Origin of the sequence: Streptomyces sp. NPDC059003 (assembly GCF_042740445.1) — a bacterium.
Classification (GTDB): Bacteria; Actinomycetota; Actinomycetes; order Streptomycetales; family Streptomycetaceae; genus Streptomyces.
The window spans coordinates 18,383-33,384 of the sequence record NZ_JBHYJH010000109.1 but is presented as its reverse complement, the minus strand read 5'-3'; the positions used below and the strand labels follow the sequence as shown (position 1 = coordinate 33,384).

General features: G+C 71.3%; 13 protein-coding genes. 8 read left to right on the top strand and 5 right to left on the bottom strand.

Features of this window, described 5'->3' with window-relative positions:
* Nucleotides 1-200 precede the first annotated feature (200 nt).
* The gene (locus ACFWZ5_RS30635; RefSeq protein WP_384806420.1) at nucleotides 201-1,391 is read right to left on the bottom strand and encodes an adenylate/guanylate cyclase domain-containing protein; all 1,191 of its coding nucleotides are present in this window, start codon (nucleotides 1,389-1,391) and stop codon (nucleotides 201-203) included.
* Nucleotides 1,392-1,797: 406 nt separating this feature from the next.
* On the opposite strand from ACFWZ5_RS30635, the gene ACFWZ5_RS30630 reads away from it, so the two are divergent.
* The 3 genes from ACFWZ5_RS30630 (at nucleotide 1,798) to hutH (ending at nucleotide 5,566) form a co-directional block, all read left to right on the top strand.
* The gene (locus tag ACFWZ5_RS30630) at nucleotides 1,798-2,592 is read left to right on the top strand and encodes an enoyl-CoA hydratase/isomerase family protein (protein ID WP_384806422.1); all 795 of its coding nucleotides are present in this window, start codon (nucleotides 1,798-1,800) and stop codon (nucleotides 2,590-2,592) included.
* A gap of 84 nt (nucleotides 2,593-2,676) precedes the next feature.
* Entirely contained in the window at nucleotides 2,677-3,834 is a 1,158-nt protein-coding gene (locus ACFWZ5_RS30625; RefSeq protein WP_384806424.1) for a diguanylate cyclase domain-containing protein, read from the top strand.
* A gap of 193 nt (nucleotides 3,835-4,027) precedes the next feature.
* Nucleotides 4,028-5,566, top strand: coding sequence for a histidine ammonia-lyase (hutH, locus tag ACFWZ5_RS30620; protein WP_384804971.1), 1,539 nt, complete (start codon nucleotides 4,028-4,030; stop codon nucleotides 5,564-5,566).
* Here the strand turns inward: hutH and ACFWZ5_RS30615 are convergent, their stop codons facing one another.
* The 3 genes from ACFWZ5_RS30615 to ACFWZ5_RS30605 form a co-directional block, all read right to left on the bottom strand.
* Nucleotides 5,567-7,015 (bottom strand): APC family permease, encoded by a 1,449-nt coding sequence (locus ACFWZ5_RS30615; RefSeq protein WP_384804969.1) that lies wholly within the window; start codon nucleotides 7,013-7,015, stop codon nucleotides 5,567-5,569.
* An 80-nt stretch (nucleotides 7,016-7,095) separates the two neighbouring features.
* Nucleotides 7,096-7,275 carry a DUF397 domain-containing protein gene (locus tag ACFWZ5_RS30610; protein ID WP_384804967.1) on the bottom strand — a complete coding sequence of 60 codons (180 nt, stop codon included), beginning with the start codon at nucleotides 7,273-7,275 and terminating at the stop codon, nucleotides 7,096-7,098.
* A gap of 9 nt (nucleotides 7,276-7,284) precedes the next feature.
* The gene (locus ACFWZ5_RS30605) at nucleotides 7,285-8,136 is read right to left on the bottom strand and encodes a DUF5753 domain-containing protein (RefSeq protein ID WP_384804965.1); all 852 of its coding nucleotides are present in this window, start codon (nucleotides 8,134-8,136) and stop codon (nucleotides 7,285-7,287) included.
* A 142-nt stretch (nucleotides 8,137-8,278) separates the two neighbouring features.
* Between ACFWZ5_RS30605 and ACFWZ5_RS30600 the strand changes: the two genes are divergently transcribed.
* On the top strand, nucleotides 8,279-8,758 hold the full coding sequence (locus ACFWZ5_RS30600) for an ATP-binding protein (protein WP_384804963.1): 480 nt from the start codon (nucleotides 8,279-8,281) through the stop codon (nucleotides 8,756-8,758).
* Between the two features lie 134 nt (nucleotides 8,759-8,892).
* Nucleotides 8,893-9,039, top strand: coding sequence for a hypothetical protein (locus tag ACFWZ5_RS30595; RefSeq protein WP_384804961.1), 147 nt, complete (start codon nucleotides 8,893-8,895; stop codon nucleotides 9,037-9,039).
* Between the two features lie 7 nt (nucleotides 9,040-9,046).
* On the opposite strand, the gene ACFWZ5_RS30590 is transcribed toward ACFWZ5_RS30595, so the two are convergent.
* Nucleotides 9,047-9,313, bottom strand: a complete 267-nt coding sequence (locus ACFWZ5_RS30590; protein ID WP_384804959.1) for a hypothetical protein — start codon at nucleotides 9,311-9,313, stop codon at nucleotides 9,047-9,049.
* A gap of 122 nt (nucleotides 9,314-9,435) precedes the next feature.
* Between ACFWZ5_RS30590 and ACFWZ5_RS30585 the strand changes: the two genes are divergently transcribed.
* The 3 genes from ACFWZ5_RS30585 (at nucleotide 9,436) to ACFWZ5_RS30575 (ending at nucleotide 14,843) form a co-directional block, all read left to right on the top strand.
* Entirely contained in the window at nucleotides 9,436-9,771 is a 336-nt protein-coding gene (locus tag ACFWZ5_RS30585) for a hypothetical protein (protein ID WP_384804957.1), read from the top strand.
* Between the two features lie 234 nt (nucleotides 9,772-10,005).
* Nucleotides 10,006-11,256, top strand: coding sequence for an Ig-like domain-containing protein (locus ACFWZ5_RS30580; protein WP_384804955.1), 1,251 nt, complete (start codon nucleotides 10,006-10,008; stop codon nucleotides 11,254-11,256).
* A 311-nt stretch (nucleotides 11,257-11,567) separates the two neighbouring features.
* Nucleotides 11,568-14,843 carry a S8 family serine peptidase gene (locus tag ACFWZ5_RS30575; protein WP_384891598.1) on the top strand — a complete coding sequence of 1,092 codons (3,276 nt, stop codon included), beginning with the start codon at nucleotides 11,568-11,570 and terminating at the stop codon, nucleotides 14,841-14,843.
* The last annotated feature ends 159 nt before the right edge of the window (nucleotides 14,844-15,002 follow it).

The following is a 15,002-nucleotide window of genomic DNA, read 5'->3' as shown; positions in this document are numbered from 1 at the left end:
GGCGGTTTGTTTCCCACCCGCCCGCCCGTTTCTGCCCTCCCAGGGGGTGGGCGCCCCCGGTGGGGGTTGGCCGCCGTCGGCGGGTGCCGCCGGGACGGTTGGTAGTGGGTGGGTGGGCGGGGAGTCGCCGCCGCGGTAGCGGCGGGACGTGCAGACAGGGGCGGGGGCGGTAGGAGGGCTGCTTGAGGCGGCCGCGCCAGTCAGCGGCGGGTGAGGAGCCAGGGCTCCACGACGCCGAGCCCTCGTACCGGTCGCTGCCACATCGGCTGGAGCGCGAAGCGGTACGACGGCGGCTCCTCGCCCTCCTTCTCGGCGCGTTCCGCGAGAGCCGCGGCCTCCGTCTCGGAGGCGGGCGCGTCCCCGGTCCGCGTGAGCTCCTCCGCGAGCGCCCCGTCGACGAGGACGGCGTCCCGTGGCGCTATCGAGGTGAGCCTGCTGGCGAGGTTCACCGTCGTACCGAAGACGTCGCCCATCCGCGTGGTCACCGTGCCGAAGGCGATGCCGACCCGCAGTTCGGGCATGGTCTCGTCGTTGGACATGGTCTCGATGAGCCGCAGCGCGATCTCCGCCGCGATGCCGGCGTCGTCGGCCGCGTACAGGACCTCGTCGCCCAGCGTCTTGATGAGCCGCCCCCCGTGGGCGGCCACCAGGTCCGCGGCGGTCGTCTCGAACGCCTCGACCAGCTCGCCCAGTTCCTCCTCCTCCAGGCGCCGCGTCAGGCGCGTGAAGCCGACGAGGTCGGCGAAGCCCACGGCGAGGCGCCGGTCGACCATCTCCTCGTCGTCCGCAGCCTGCACCACGCGCCCGGTGGCCGCGGCGAGCTGCCGCCGCCACACGTACACGAGGAACTCCTCGAGCTCCGGCAGGAGCAGTTCGACGAGCGGGTACGTCACCTCGGTACGGGTCATGCCCGGCTCGGGCGGTTCGGTGAGGCCCTCCAGGAAGGAGTCGATCTGCCACTCGGCGAGCCGCGCCGTGGTCTGGCCCGTCGAACGCGCCACCTGTACCGCCATCGCCTCGCTCAGCAGGCCCGCCTCGACCAGGCCCGCGAGGCGGCGGAGCGCGAGTACGTCGGCCTCGGTGAGGGCCTTGGCCTGGCCGATGTCGGGAAAGCCCATGGCCCGCCAGAAACGGGAGGCCAGCTCCATGGAGACGCCCGCGCTGCGGGCCGCCTGGAAGGGGGTGTAGCGGCGGTCGGCGCCCAGGATGAGCTGTTCGAGACGGAGGGCCAGGGGGTCCTTGTCGTCACCCGTATCACCCGTATCGCCGGTATCGCCCGTATTGGGGTCGTCCGGCTTGTCGGACGGGGTGGGTGTCGGTTCTGCGGCGCGGTTTTCACCGTCGGGGGCGGGGTGTGCGCCCTGGCCGGAGCCGGTGTCGTCGACGGTCACGCCTGCTGCCCTTCCGATCTGCCGCGGTCAGATATCGACCGGCGCCAACTTTACGGCAGGTGTGCCGCAGCTCACTCCCACCCTCACTGGCGGTGCGCCCTAGGCAGGGGTGAACCCCTCCTACCCCTGACGCCGCCCCACCCGCAGCCGCCGACGGCGGCCAGCCCTCGCCGGGGGCGTCCACCCCCTGGGAGGGCAGAAACGGGCGGGCGGGTGGGAAACAACCCGCCGCGGTAGCGGCGGAAACCCCCCACCGGCCCGCACCCGGGTCGGATGCGCCTCCGGCCCGCCGCTTCGCGGCGGGAGTTACCGCGCCCGCCCACCCCATGCGCCGCCGGGTACCGCGTGGGCGGCGGGGCTGACATGATCGCGGCGTAACGATCGTTAACCACCAGCTGGAGGGGACATGGGCGAACGACGGTTCGGGGACTTCGTGGGGGTGCGCCCCCACGGCCACGTGGCGGAACTCGCACTGGACCGGCCCAAGGCCATGAACGCCGTGTCCAGCGCCATGGCCCGCTCCATCAGCGAGGCCTGCGCCGCCCTCGCGGCGGACCCCGGCGTACGCGTCGTGGTCCTGACCTCGACGCACGAGCGAGCCTTCTGCGTCGGCGCCGACCTGAAGGAGCGGAACTCCTTCACCGACGCGGAGTTGGTGCGGCAGCGCCCGGTGACGCGGGCCGCGTACACGGGCGTACTGGACCTGCCGATGCCGACGATCGCCGCCGTGCACGGCTACGCGCTGGGCGGCGGCTTCGAGCTCGCGCTCTCCTGCGACGTCATCGTGGCCGACCCGACGGCGGTCGTGGGGCTGCCTGAGGTCTCCGTGGGCGTGATCCCGGGCGGCGGCGGTACGCAGCTGCTTCCGCGGCGCGTGGGGGCCGCGCGCGCCGCCGAGCTGATCTTCTCGGCGCGGCGCGTGGAGGCCGCGGAGGCGAAGGAGTTGGGGCTCGTCGACCTGGTGGCGGGGGAGGGCGAGGACCGGGACGAGGCCCTGGCGCTCGCCGCCCGCATGGCGGCGAACTCGCCCGTCGGCCTGCGCGCGGCCAAGCGCGCCCTGCGCCTCGGTCACGGCCTCGACCTGCGCGCGGGCCTGGAGGTGGAGGACGCGGCATGGCGCTCGGTGGCGTTCTCGGGGGACCGCGCGGAGGGCGTCGCGGCCTTCAACGAGAAGCGCAAGCCGGAGTGGCCCGGGGAGTAGGGCACGGCGGACGCGGCGGCCCGCTGAGGGCGAGGGGCTCGGCCCGCCTTCTCCATATGCGTGAAATGTCCGTAACCTAGAGCAATGGGCGAGGACGTGCGGCTGCGGGATGTCGCGGGGCTGGCGCAGGGGATGGCCGCCGCGCTCACCCCGCGTGACTCCTGGCGGGCGGCGGCGCGGGGAGCGCGGCGGGCCCTCGGCGGGAGCTTCGCCGCACTGTCGGTGTGGGAGCGCGAGCGGGGGCGGCTGCGGGTGCTCGCGAACGTGGGTGACCGGGCCCCCGGGGAGGAGGAGTTCCCCGAGGACGAGGCGTATCCCGTGCACCAGTTCCCGGAGATCACGGAGTTTCTGCACGAGCGGTGGGCGGGCGGCCGTGAGCCGCGCGCCTGGGTGGAGACGGCCCAGGGGCCGGGCGGGGCGTCGGGCGAGGGCGGTGAGCGTGCCGGGTACTGCCACCAGCGGGTCGCCGCGCTGCGCAGGCGCGGCCGCGGCTGCTGCGTGGTCGCGCCGGTCGTGCTGCGCGGCCGCGTCTGGGGCGAGCTGTATGTGGCGCGGCCCGTGGGCGAGCCGGTCTTCGACCGGGCCGACGCCGACTTCGCGACCGTGCTCGCCGCCGTGGTGGCCGCCGGCATCGCCCAGACCGAGCGCCTGGAGGAGGCCCGCCGCCTCGCCTTCACGGACGCCCTGACGGGGCTCGCCAACCGGCGCGCGGTCGACGTGCGGCTCGACGAGGCCGTGCGGCGGCACCGCGCCGAGGGTGTGGTGGTGAGCCTCGTCATGTGCGACGTGAACGGACTGAAGCAGGTCAACGACCTGCACGGGCACGCCGTGGGCGACCGGCTCCTCGAACGGTTCGGGTCGCTGCTCTCGCTGTGCGGCGCGATGCTGCCGGGTGCGCTGGCCGCGCGGCTCGGTGGGGACGAGTTCTGTCTGCTCTCGGTGGGGCCCTCGTCGGACGAGGTGGTGCGGGTCGCCGATGAACTGTGCGTGCGGGCGGGGGAGTTGGAGCTCGGTGACGGGGTCGCCTGCGGTGTCGCCTCGACCGGGGATCCGATCGGGGCGGTGCGGTCCGCCCGGCGGTTGTTCCGGCTTGCGGACGCGGCGCAGTACCGGGCGAAGGACGCGCGGGCCGTCAAGCCGGTGGTGGCGGGGCGGGAGGGGGTCGACGACCCGGTGGTGCGGCTCGCCGACTCGGCGCCGCAGCCGGGGCGGGGGGAGCGGCGGCGGTTCCGGGGGCGGTAGCCCTCGCGGTGCGCCCCACTGCATCCATTAGCGCGCTCCGCGCGCGGGCGCCCCTTCCCGAACTGGGGCTCCGCCCCAGACCCCGCTCCTCAAACGCCGGAGGGGCTAGATCCTGCCGGAAGTCTGGGAGCCCCCGGCAGGGTCCACCCCAGTGACAGCAGGAGTTTCACTGCGTACGCTCCTGAATATGGATATGCACACTGTGGTGGTGGGGACGTCCGGTACGACCGCCGAGGACGTCGTGGCCGTGGCCCGGCACAACGCACGGATCGAGCTCGCCGACGACGCCGTCGCCGCCCTCGCCGCGGCCCGCGAGATCGTCGACGCCCTCGCCGCCAAACCCGACCCGGTGTACGGCGTGTCCACGGGATTCGGCGCGCTCGCCACCCGGCACATCGGCCCGGACCTGCGCGCCCAGCTGCAGCGCAACATCGTGCGGTCGCACGCGGCCGGCATGGGCCCGCGCGTGGAGCGCGAGGTCGTGCGCGCGCTGATGTTCCTGCGCCTGAAGACGGTGTGCTCGGGCCACACGGGCGTACGCCCCGAGGTCGCCCAGACCATGGCCGACGTGCTCAACGCGGGCATCACCCCGGTCGTCCACGAGTACGGCTCCCTCGGCTGCTCCGGCGACCTCGCCCCGCTCAGCCACTGCGCCCTGACCCTCATGGGAGAGGGCGAAGCGGAGGGCCCGGACGGGACCCTCAGGCCCGCGGGCGAGCTGCTCGCCGAGCACGGGATCACGCCCGTCGAGCTGCGCGAGAAGGAGGGCCTCGCCCTGCTCAACGGCACCGACGGCATGCTCGGCATGCTCGTCATGGCCCTCGCCGACCTGGACGTCCTCTACAAGTCCGCCGACGTCACCGCCGCCCTCACCCTGGAAGCGCTGCTCGGCACGGAGAAGGTCCTCGCCCCCGAGCTGCACGCCATCCGCCCGCACCCGGGCCAGGCGGCCGCCGCCGCCAACATGCTGGCCGTGCTCGCCGGTTCGGGCCTCACGGGGCACCACCAGGACGACGCGCCGCGCGTGCAGGACGCCTACTCCGTGCGCTGCGCCCCGCAGGTCGCGGGCGCGGGCCGCGACACGATGGCGCACGCCCGCACCGTCGCCGAGCGCGAGCTCGCGGCCGCCGTGGACAACCCGGTCGTGCTGCCCGACGGCCGCGTGGAGTCCAACGGCAACTTCCACGGCGCGCCCGTCGCGTACGTACTGGACTTCCTCGCCGTCGCCGTCGCCGACCTCGGTTCGATCGCCGAGCGCCGCACCGACCGGCTCCTCGACAAGAACCGCAGCCACGGCCTGCCCCCGTTCCTCGCCGACGACGCGGGCGTCGACTCCGGCCTGATGATCGCCCAGTACACGCAGGCCGCCCTGGTCAGCGAGCTGAAGCGCCTCGCCGTGCCCGCGTCCGCCGACTCCATCCCCTCCTCCGCCATGCAGGAGGACCACGTCTCCATGGGCTGGTCGGCCGCGCGCAAGCTGCGTACGGCCGTCGACAACCTGACGCGGATCATCGCCGTCGAGCTGTACGCCGCCACGCGGGCGATCGAGCTGCGTGCGGGCCTGACCCCGGCCCCGGCCAGCCGCGCGGTCATCGAGGCGGTGCGCAAGGCGGGTGTCGAAGGCCCGGGGCCCGACCGCTATCTGGCGCCGGACCTCGCGGCCGCCGAGGCGTTCGTACGGGACGGGCGGGTCGTCGCGGCCGTGGAGCCGGTCACGGGCCCGCTCGCCTGATCACGGATTCGGCACCGGCTCCGGCTCGTCCGGAGCCGGTCCCGCGTCCTTCGTCAGGAACTCCTCGCTGATCTCCTTGGGCCCGAACGGCCACACCTTCTCCAGGCGCGCCCACACCACGAACGCCACGCACCCGAGCCCCACCCAGGCCAGCGACCACTCGATGGGGTGGCGGCCCGGTGAGTTCTTGTCCGCGTACCCGTAGATGACCAGCCAGCCCGCGAGCGCCACGAAGCTCGGGACCGGGTACAGCCACATGCGGTACGGGCGGCGCAGCGTCGGCTGGCGGCGGCGCAGGACCGTCAGGGCGAGGATCTGCGCCAGGGCCTGCACCAGGACCATCACGGCGGTCAGGAGCTGGATCAGGGTCGCCAGGTCCGTGTGGCGGCCCAGGAGGAAGCCGCCGGACGTCACCACGCCCATCGTCGCGAGGCCGAGCACCGGGAAGCGGTGCTTCGCGTGCAGCTTCGCGTACGGGCGGAAGAACACCCGGTCCTTGGCCGCGTCGTACGGCACGCGGGAGCCGCCGAGCAGACCCGCGAAGACGGAGGCGAACGCGGTGATGAGGATCAGCACGGTGACGGTGTCGGCGGCGCCCTTGCCCCAGGTCTCCTCAAGTACTGCCGACGCGACGGACGTCGACGCCACGTCGTCCGGGTCCGTCATGCGGTGCCAGTCGATGACGCCGAGCGTGCCGATCTGGAGCAGGAGGTAGATCGTCATGATGCCGAGGATCGAGAAGACGATCGCGCGGGGCAGGGTGCGGCCCGGGTCCTTGATCTCGGCGCCCAGGTACGCGGCCGTGTTGTAGCCGAGGTAGTCGTAGATGCCGATCGTCAGACCGCCCGCGAAGCCGATCCAGAAGTGATTGCTCGTCAGCTCGAAGGCGCCCGACGGGTACGTGAACGCCAGGTCGGCGTCGAAGTGCGTGAGCGACGCGAGGATGACGCAGCCGACGGACGCGATCATCACGACCCACATCACGGCCGTGATCCGCGCGATGTGCTCGATGCCGCGCCACAGCAGCGCGACCACGAGCGCGATGACGCCGAGCCCGATCAGGTCGCCGGTCGTCCGGCTCATGTCCGGCACCAGATAGCCCAGGTACTGCACGAACCCGACGATCCCGGTCGACATGCCGACCGGGATGAAGAGCATCGCCGTCCAGACGAAGAGGAACGGCACGAGCCGGCCCGTGCGGTACTGGAAGGCCTGGCGCAGATAGACGTACGAGCCGCCGGAGCCCGGCATCGCCGCGCTCAGCTCGGCCCAGACCAGGCCGTCGCAGAGCGCGAGCAGCGCGCCCGCGACGAACCCGGTGACGGCCTGCGGCCCGCCGAACGCCGCGACCATCAGCGGAATCGTCACGAACGGCCCGATGCCGCACATCTGGCTCATGTTGATGGCGGTGGCCTGGAAGGGGCCCACGCGCCGCACGAATCCTGGCATGGGAGCCTCCTGGGCGGGGATCGACAACGGTACGGACGATCGCCGCTGCGCCCAAGAGGTCGGACGGAAACGGGAGTTGCCTATGTGTCAGCCCGGAGGGCGGCTATCAGGGCGCGGAGTTGGCGGGGGCCGGTGGTGAGGATGATGTCGGGGGTTTCGCTTTCGCGGAGGTGGAGGGTTCCGTCGGGGGCTGCGGCGACGTAGACGCAGTTCGAGCTGTCGCCGCTGAAGGTCGACTTCTGCCACGTGAGGTTGCGCATGGGTGCCTCTCAGCTGTCCTGGGCCAAGTGATGGATCAGGTCGCGTGACGCATGCGGAGTGAGTGCGCCGCTCTCCATGCGGTCCAGTACTGACCTGTACTTCGCCAACTGTGCCTCCGCGTCGAGGAACTCGCAGCCGTGGTGCGTGTCCAATTGCACGGTGTCCAGCTGGGGGACCGGCCCCACGACGTAGTCGACGGACTGGCCGGTGCCGGGGAAGGGAACCTGGCCGAAGGGGACCACCCGGAGAGTGACGTTGGGGAGTTCGCTCATCTCAAGGAGGTGGCGGAGCTGGGCGCGGGTGGCTGCGGGGCCTCCGAATCCCATGCGCAGGGCCGCTTCGTGAACGGTCGCCGCATAGGGCATCGGGTCGTCCCGGTGCAGGACGGCCTGGCGCTTCATGCGATGCGTGAGACGGTGCTCGATCTCGTACTGCCGCATGGGCGGCACGACTTCCCGGAACAGTGCGCGTGCGTGGTCCGTGGTCTGGAGCAGCGCGGGGATGTGGATGACCAGCGCGACGCGCAACGCGCTCGCGTGGTGCTCGAGTTCGGCGAGGTCGATGAGCCCGACGGGCAGATGTTCGCGGTACTCGTCCCACCAGCCGCGCTGGCGTCCTCCAGTCATCGCCGCGAGGGCGTCGGTCAGGGCGTGATCGGCGCAGTTGTAGCTGCGGGCGAAGGCGCGGACCCGGTCGGCGCTGACGGCGTACCGGCCCGACTCGATGCCGCTGATCTGTCCTTGCCGGAGCCCGAGCTGGGCCGCCGCGGCGGTCGCGGTGAGCCCGGCCTGCTCGCGGAGCTTGCGCAGCTCGGTTCCTAGGCGCTGCTGTCGCAGCGTGGGATTGGTGCTGGGTGGCACGGCTCCGTACTCCGTTCTGAGCGGCACCCTCGGGTCACCCACACGAGGGCAATGTGAACGAGCTTCCTCAGTTATTGAGAAGTATCACATCCCGGCGCCCTATGGTGTCCATCACCAACTCCCCTTCTCCCAGGAGTCGTTCATGGTCACCGTATCCCCGCCGAACCCGCCAACCTCCGCCCCCGCGTGGACGTACACCCTCCACCTCCCCCGCGACCCCCGCTCGCCCCGCATCGCCCGTGCAACGCTCCGTACCGTCCTCTCCGCCCACGGCCTCGACGTGCTCGTCGACACGGCCGAGCTGCTGACCTCGGAGCTGGTCACCAACGCCTACCGGCACAGCGCGGGGCCCGCGGCCCTCCGCGTGCGGGAGCGGGACGGCGGGCGTGGGCTCCGGGTGGCGGTGTGGGACACCGACCGTCGCGTACCGCCGCCGTTCGACGGCGGGCTCCGCCCCGTCCCGGCGGCGGGGGCGGACGGCGGGCGGGGCCTGTTCCTCGTATGCCAGTACGCCCACGCCTGGGGTGGGCACACGGTGGACGACGACCTCTTCGGCCGCGACGGCAAGCTGCTCTGGTTCGAGCTCACGGCCCAGCCCGGCGCCTGGGCTGTCGCGGCGTGATGACCCGGACCACGCGGCGTGCCGCCGCTGGAGGGCCGCGGCGGCCATGGAGGAGGCCCCTACCGGCGAGGTCTTCCAGGACATGCTCCGCCTCGTCGAGGAACTGAACACGCCTGACGCGCTACAAGAAGCCGATGAAGTCGCTCCAGCGCCAGCTCGAACCACATGCCCCGAAAGGGCACGACGTCGACTGGCTCGACAAGCTCGACGCCTACGGCCGCACCGTGCCCGTCTACCTCGTGGACACGTCCGGCTTCGCCGGGCCCCCGGCCACGGACTAGCGCGGGCTCAGAGCGCCCCGTCCCGCTCCCGCCGCACCGAGTACGCCACGAACCCCGCGCCCAGGCCGAGCAGCGTCGTGCCGCCGACCACGTACGGAGTCGTGTCCACGCTGCCGGTGTCCGCGAGGTCGCCCTCGTGCGCCGTCTCCTGCGCGATCCGCGCCGCTGGGCGTTGCTCCGGCGCCGGGGCCGCCTTCGCCGAGGGGACGAACCAGAGGGCGCTGAGCAGGGCCCCGGCTGCGGCTGCGGTGAGCAGCGTGCGACTTGCGGTCACGGGACGTGTATCCCCCTTGTGGAGCTGGTGAATTGGCTGTCTCGGGTGCCAATGAGGCGATGCTAATGAAAGACGCGGGTCGTGGGGAAGCGGAGCCGGGTGCGGGACGTACTCTCCCTCGCATGAGCCAAGACGAGACATCACGCTTTGTACGACTGCGGGTCGAATTGGTCGTGGAGGTGGACGGGTCGGGCGAGCTGAGCACCGCCGCCCTGAAGCGCATCGCGGACGACGCGTACATGCCCGTGGACGAGCGCGCGCACGCCGAGTCCGCCGTGAAGGAGGACGACGCCGAGGCGCTCGCCTACCTCGTGGACCCGGTCGACCTGGTCAAGGAGCTGCCGGGGGTCGAGCTGACCCAGGCGTCCTGGAGCAGCGAAGTGATCGACTACGACCCCGATTCGCCGGAATGGGACCCGGACGGCCATGATGACGACGAGGACGGCGAGGAGCTCTAGGCCCGCCCTCGGGGACGTGCGCCGATAACGACCGGTACATCGCGAGCCCCGGGCGGCACACCGCCGCCCGGGGCTCCGTCGTCTCCTGATGCACGGCCGTCCCGGCGGCACCGCGCGGCGTGGTGTTTCCCACATCTCGGGGAGAAGTGGAACGGGATGAAGCGGGAACGCGTTAGGGCGGTTTACGGAGGCCCTCGGGATGCTGGGGATTCGGTGACGATGGAGATGCGTGTAATGACGGACGGTAAGCGGCGGCGTAGAGGCCTGGTGGCCGTGTCCGCGCTGGTCGGCGGGGTCCTGGTGCTCTCCGCCTGCAGCGGCGACGACGGCGACAAGGACAGCTCCGGCGGCAGGGAGTCGCAGAGCAAGGTCGACGAGGCGGCGGCACAGAAGACATCGGCCGCCAAGATCGCGATCGCGCCGAAGAACGGCTCCGACAACGCGAGCATCAACAGCGACGCCAAGGTCACCGTGAGTGAGGGCGCGCTGACGAGCGTGGTCATGAAGGCCGAGGGCGGCGCCGCGGTCGCGGGCCGGATATCCGCGGACAAGAAGTCCTGGAAGCCGAGCGTCCAGCTGGAGCGCGCCACCACGTACAGGATCGCGGTGACGGCCAAGGACTCCGAGGGCCGCAAGGCGCACGAGAACTCGTCCTTCACGACCGTCTCGAAGGCCAACAGCTTCATCGGCAGCTTCACGCCCGAGGACGGCTCCACGGTCGGCGTGGGCATGCCCGTGTCGCTCAACTTCGACAAGGCGATCGCGGACAAGAAGGCCGTGCAGTCCGCCGTCAAGGTCACGTCCACGGGCGGCCAGGAGATCGTCGGGCACTGGTTCGGCAACCAGCGCCTGGACTTCCGCCCCAAGGACTACTGGAAGGAGAACTCGACGGTCACGCTGAAGCTGGCCCTCGACGGCGTCGAGGGCGCCGACGGGGTGTACGGCGTGCAGCAGAAGACCGTCCAGTTCAAGATCGGGCGCAACCAGGTCTCCGTCGTCGACGCCAAGACCAAGCAGATGAAGATCACGCGGAACGGGAAGGTCGTCAAGACCATCCCGATCTCCGCCGGGTCGCCCGAGAACAAGACGTACAACGGCAAGATGGTGATCTCCGAGAAGTTCAAGGAGACCCGGATGAACGGCGCGACCGTCGGCTTCACGGACAGCGACGGCAAGGGCGAGTACGACATCAAGGACGTCCCGCACGCCATGCGCCTGTCCAGCTCCGGCACGTTCATCCACGGCAACTACTGGGGCTCGTCGTCGATCTTCGGCAACGTGAACACCAGCCACGGCTGCATCGGCCTGAAGGACGCCAAGGGCGCGGGCGACAAGTCGACCCCCGGCTCCTGGTTCTTCGAGAACTCGATCACCGGTGACGTCGTGGACGTCCGCAACACCGGCGACAAGGTCGTCGCGCCGGACAACGGTCTGAACGGCTGGAACATGAGCTGGGCGCAGTGGAAGGCGGGCTCCGCCCTCTGATCCACGCGGAGCGGATCCGTCCGCACCCCTGGCCTGTGCCGTACGAGGCCCGCACCCCACTCGGGGTGCGGGCCTTCGGTATGTCAGCAGCGTTGCGAAAGCGTGTTGTATAGGCCAAGAACCTCAACTATTCATCTCTGCCTCATAGTTGAGCGGATATCGTCCCCCTCGACATGCTGCATGACCCTGTGCGTTCACCTGGAGGGGGAAACTTGCTCAGACACGTGCAGAAAGCGAGAGGAAAGGTCGGCGCCCGTCGTGCGGGCGCTGCCGCCGTCGCCGCCGCGGCGGCCGTAGCCCTTGCCGCGGGCATGACCAGCCCGGCGCAGGCGGGCTCCGGCTCCGCCTCGGGGGCCGCCGTCGCGACCGACGGCGTCAAGGCTCCGGAGCGGCACCGCGTCACGCTCATCACCGGCGACCGCGTCACGGTCGACGCCAAGGGGCGCGTCACCGGGTTCACGCCCGCCAAGGGGCGTGAGCACATACCCGTGCAGACGCGCCGCGCGGACGGGCACACGCTCGTCGTCCCGGCCGACGCCCACCGCCTGATAGCCGGCGGCAAGCTCGACCAGCGCCTGTTCGACATCACCGAGTTGAGCAAGAAGGCGACCCGCGCGTCCCAGAAGCAGGGCCTCAAGGTCATCGTCGCCTACAAGGGCCAGGCCGCCGGGGCCAAGGCCGACGTGCGCGACGCGGGCGGCACCGAGGTCCGCCGCACCCTGAAGACCCTGAACGCCGACGCGGTCACCACCCCCAAGCGGGACGCCGCCAAGCTGTGGCAGGCGCTGACCGACGAGCGGGGCGCCGCCCGCGCCACCGCGTCCGGCATCAGCCGCGTCTGGCTGGACGGCACCCGCAAGGCCAGCCTGGACAAGAGCGTGAAGCAGATCGGCGCTCCGAAGGCGTGGGAGGCCGGGTACGACGGCAAGGGCGTCAAGATCGCCGTCCTGGACACCGGCGTCGACGCGACCCACCCGGACCTGAAGGACCAGGTCGTGGGTGCGAAGAACTTCACGCCGTCGCCGGACACCAAGGACCGGGTGGGCCACGGCACGCACGTGGCGTCCATCGCGGCGGGTACGGGCGCGAAGTCGAACGGTAAGTTCAAGGGCGTCGCCCCCGGCGCGAAGGTGCTCAACGGCAAGGTCCTGAGCGACGAGGGCTCCGGCGACGACTCGGGGATCATCGCGGGCATCGAGTGGGCCGCGTCCCAGGGCGCGGACGTCGTCAACCTCAGCCTGGGCGGCGGCGACACGCCTGACGTGGACCCGCTGGAGGCGGCGGTCAACAAGGTCTCCGCCGAGAAGGGCATCCTGTTCGCCATCGCGGCGGGCAACAACGGCGCGCCCGGCTCCATCGACTCCCCGGGCAGCGCGGACGCCGCCCTGACCGTCGGCGCCGTCGACGACAACGACAAGCTGGCCGAGTTCTCCAGCCAGGGCCCGCGCACCGGCGACGGCGCCGTCAAGCCCGACGTGACCGCGCCCGGCGTGAACATCACGGCGGCCGCGGCGCCCGGCAGCCAGATCGAGAAGGAGGTCGGCCAGAACCCCGAGGGCTATCTGACGATCTCCGGCACCTCGATGGCGACCCCGCACGCCGCGGGCGCCGCCGCCCTGCTCAAGCAGCAGCACCCCACCTGGAAGTCCGCCGAGCTCAAGGGCGCCCTCACCGCGTCCACCAAGGGCGGCAAGTACACGGCCTTCCAGCAGGGTTCGGGCCGCATCGCCGTCGACAAGGCCATCAAGCAGAGCGTCATCGCCGACCCGGTGTCGGTGAGCTTCGGCACGCAGCTGTGGCCGCACACCGACGACACGCCGGTCACCAAGAAGGTCACGTACAAGAACCTCGGCACCAGCGAGGCCAAGCTCGACCTGACGCTCCAGGCCACCGACCCGAAGGGCCGCCCGGCCCCGGCCGGCTTCTTCAAGCTCGGCGCGAAGAAGGTCACCGTCCCGGCGGGCGGCACGGCCTCGGTCGACCTCACGACCGACACCAAGCTCGGCGGCACCGTCGACGGCGCGTACTCCGCGTACGTCACGGCGACCGGCGGCGGCCAGTCCGTGCGCACGGCGGCCGCGGTCGACCGCGAGGTGGAGTCGTACGACCTGACCGTCAAGCACATCGGGCGTGACGGGCAGCCGGCGAAGACCTACAACACCGGTCTGTTCGGCCTCACCGGGCTCGGCGCCGATCTCACCATCCCGGTCTCCGGCGACACCGGCACCGACAAGGTCCGCGTGCCCAAGGGCCGTTACGTCCTGGACGGCGCGGTTCTGGACAACCCGCAGTCCCCCGACGGCGGCATCGACTGGATCTCCCAGCCGAAGCTGGACGTCACCAAGAACGCCACGGTCACGGTGGACGCGCGCACGGCCAAGCCCGTCGACATCACGGTGCCCGCCACGGACGTGAAGCCGCAGTTCGCGGCGCCCACGTACACGGTCACCACGGGCGACGACAGCGCCGGCTTCGGCTGGCTGCTCGACTCGTACGCCGGATTCCGCACCGGGCACCTCGGTCCGCAGATCACCGACGGCTCGCTCCAGCAGGCCTTCGACGGGCACTGGTCGAAGGGCGACAAGGCGCAGTACGACGTCGTGTCCGGCGGCAAGGTCAAGCAGCTCGCGACCGGCTACACCAAGCACTACAAGGAGTCCGAGCTCGCCACCGTGAAGGCCGGTCTCGGTGCGTCGTCGAGCGGCAAGAAGGGCGCGGTCTACGCGACCGGCTGGCTGCCCGACGCCAGTTTCGCCTTCAGCGTCGGCGTGCCGCAGAAGGCCCCGAGCACCCGCACCCTGCACGTCTCCACGGGTGACAAGGTCAAGTGGGGCCTGGAGTTCGAGCAGCAGGGCGGCGTCGACTCCGACGGCTGGCCGATCGTCGACGCGTCGTACACGCTCGGCGCGCCGCAGACGTTCACCGCGGGCAGGACGTACGACAAGGTCTTCAACACGGCCGTGTTCGGGCCGCGCGTCGGCGGCGACTACGGCGTCTTCCGCAAGGGCGACAAGATCGCCGGTTCCCTGCCGCTGTTCGCCGACGGCAAGACGCACGCGGGCGGCTCGACGTACTCGTCCGTGAAGACGACCCTGTCGCGCAACGGCACCCAGATCGGCGAGAACAAGGACCCGCTCACCGGCACCGCCTTCAAGGTCCCGGCGGCGGACGCCGAGTACAAGCTGAGCACGTCCGTGAAGCGCAGCGTCGCGGTCTCGGCGGCGTCCACGCGGATCGACGCGAGCTACACGTTCCGCTCGAAGAAGACCACGGAGCGGACCCGCCTCGCGGCGTCCGGCGTGCGCTTCAACGCGGCCGTCGACCTCACGAGCCGCGCCCCGGCAGGCCAGAAGCAGTCCGTGCCGGTGACCGTCCAGGGCGCCGCGGCCGGCGACAACCTCAAGTCCCTGAACGTCTACGTCTCGTACGACTACGGGCGGACCTGGGAGCCGGTGAAGGTCGTCAACGGCAAGATCGAGGTGAAGAACCCCGCGAAGGACAAGGGGATCTCGTTCCACGCCAAGATCACGGACAAGAAGGGCAACAAGTCGACGCTGTCGATCTACAACGCGTACTACGGGAAGTGACGCTTCCCCCCCCGGGACGGAGAAGCCGGATCGGAGAAGTCCGGGAACTTCCCTTGTTCTGAGGACAGTTGAACGAGTGTGAGGGGTGGCTCCCGGGACCGCTGGTCCCGGGAGCCGCTTCTCTTTCCGCAACTCGGCACACTCCTGTCCCAGCTATCC

What these genes read in the sequence shown, in the direction of transcription:
- ACFWZ5_RS30600 (WP_384804963.1), top strand. Translation starts at nt 8,279, where the DNA reads ATGGTCACCGTATCCCCGCCGAACCCGCCAACCTCCGCCCCCGCGTGG.
- ACFWZ5_RS30625 (WP_384806424.1), top strand. Translation starts at nt 2,677, where the DNA reads ATGGGCGAGGACGTGCGGCTGCGGGATGTCGCGGGGCTGGCGCAGGGG.
- ACFWZ5_RS30630 (WP_384806422.1), top strand. Translation starts at nt 1,798, where the DNA reads ATGGGCGAACGACGGTTCGGGGACTTCGTGGGGGTGCGCCCCCACGGC.
- ACFWZ5_RS30585 (WP_384804957.1), top strand. Translation starts at nt 9,436, where the DNA reads ATGAGCCAAGACGAGACATCACGCTTTGTACGACTGCGGGTCGAATTG.
- hutH (WP_384804971.1), top strand. Translation starts at nt 4,028, where the DNA reads ATGCACACTGTGGTGGTGGGGACGTCCGGTACGACCGCCGAGGACGTC.
- ACFWZ5_RS30580 (WP_384804955.1), top strand. Translation starts at nt 10,006, where the DNA reads ATGACGGACGGTAAGCGGCGGCGTAGAGGCCTGGTGGCCGTGTCCGCG.
- ACFWZ5_RS30595 (WP_384804961.1), top strand. Translation starts at nt 8,893, where the DNA reads ATGAAGTCGCTCCAGCGCCAGCTCGAACCACATGCCCCGAAAGGGCAC.
- ACFWZ5_RS30610 (WP_384804967.1), bottom strand. Translation starts at nt 7,275, where the DNA reads ATGCGCAACCTCACGTGGCAGAAGTCGACCTTCAGCGGCGACAGCTCG.
- ACFWZ5_RS30575 (WP_384891598.1), top strand. Translation starts at nt 11,568, where the DNA reads ATGACCAGCCCGGCGCAGGCGGGCTCCGGCTCCGCCTCGGGGGCCGCC.
- ACFWZ5_RS30615 (WP_384804969.1), bottom strand. Translation starts at nt 7,015, where the DNA reads ATGCCAGGATTCGTGCGGCGCGTGGGCCCCTTCCAGGCCACCGCCATC.